We start from the raw sequence: 812 nt of genomic DNA on the forward strand, positions 1-812 counted from the left end.
CGTACTCCCTCCCAGGCGAACGGCACGACCGCCGGCCCGTCCGTGCCCGTCACCGCGGGAAGCAGTGCGTGCAGTGCGGCATCCAGCAGCGCGGGATGCACGCCGAAGCGGGCGGCCTCGGCGTGCCGCTCCTCGGCCAGGACCACCTCGGCGTACAGCTCGCCGTCGGCACCCTGCCACACGCGGCGCAAACCCTGGAAGGCGGGCCCGTAGTGGTATCCGCCCTCCGCCAGCCGCGGGTACACCTCCTCCAGCACGACCTCCGTGGCCCCGGCGGGCGGCCACACCACCAAGCTGTCGGGCGCGTCATCGCCGGCTGTCCGCAGCCATCCCGTGGCGTGCGGGGTCCACGGCTGCTCGAGGTCGGTGACCTCTTCCGGGCGGCTGTACACGCCGATCCTGCGCCGGCCGCCGGTATCCGGCGCGCCGACCATGACCTGTACCTGTACCCCGCCGCGTTCCGGTACTACCAGCGGTGCCGACAGGGTCAGTTCCGCCACCTCGGCGCAACCGACTTCCTCCCCTGCCCGGGCCGCGAGCTCGAGGAGGCCCGTGCCGGGGAACACCACCACGCCGTGCAGGACGTGATCCGCCAGCCACGGGTGCGTGGCGAGCGACAGACGACCGGTGAACAGCGTCTCCCCGCCTTCGGCCTGCCGCACGGCGGCGCCCAGGAGCGGATGCCCGGTCGAGACCATGCCGAGGCCGGACGCGTCGGTGATGCCGGCCTCGGGCGTCAGCCAGTAGCTGTCCTGTTTGAAGGCGTAGGTGGGCAGGTCCACACGGTGTGCGCCCGTTCCGGCGAAGAACGC

Annotated in this window: 1 protein-coding gene; it reads right to left on the reverse strand. The window is 72.9% G+C overall.

Annotated features, from left to right (window positions below; all coding sequences use genetic code 11):
* Positions 1-782 (reverse strand): polyketide synthase dehydratase domain-containing protein (locus IE286_RS26910; RefSeq protein WP_229863841.1); only part of this gene is annotated, 782 nt, incomplete at its 3' end.
* Positions 783-812: the final 30 nt, after the last annotated feature.

Source organism: Streptomyces thermodiastaticus (assembly GCF_014656135.1).
Taxonomy (GTDB): Bacteria; Actinomycetota; Actinomycetes; order Streptomycetales; family Streptomycetaceae; genus Streptomyces; species Streptomyces thermodiastaticus.